The 399-nt window shown below is 72.4% G+C and carries 1 pseudogene; it reads left to right on the top strand.

Annotated elements, in window-relative coordinates:
• Positions 1-183: 183 nt before the first annotated feature.
• Positions 184-399, top strand: a pseudogene (locus LPA54_RS41055) (esterase); the annotation flags it as partial.

Here is a 399-nt window from a genome sequence, read left to right as displayed (position 1 = left end):
GCCCTGGTTCCGCACCGTTGGACGCGGGTTCGATTCCCGCCATCTCCACAGACCCCATGTGGGCAGAGGCCCCGTCGCGCGAGCGGCGGGGCCTCTGTCATGCCCGGCCACATGGGTGCACCCCCGGGATATGGGGGCCGCGCCCATATCGTTGGGTGGTTCACGCTTCTACCTTCGCTCTCCATGACACAGACCAGAGCCGCACTGCGCCCCACCGTGCTGACGGCCCTCCTGGCCGCCCTCCTCTCCGTCCTGCTCGCCCCCGCGCCCGCCTCCGCCGCCTCCCTCCAGGAGGTCACCGGCTTCGGCAGCAACCCCGGCGCCCTGAAGATGTACCGCTACGTCCCCGACGGGCTGCCCGCCGGCCGCCCCGTGGTCGTCGCCCTGCACGGCTGCACC

The sequence above is a fragment of the Streptomyces sp. DH12 genome, from assembly GCF_020873895.1.
Lineage (GTDB): Bacteria > Actinomycetota > Actinomycetes > Streptomycetales > Streptomycetaceae > Streptomyces.
Note: the sequence above shows the minus strand (reverse complement) of the source record. Positions and strands in the feature narration are given on the sequence as shown.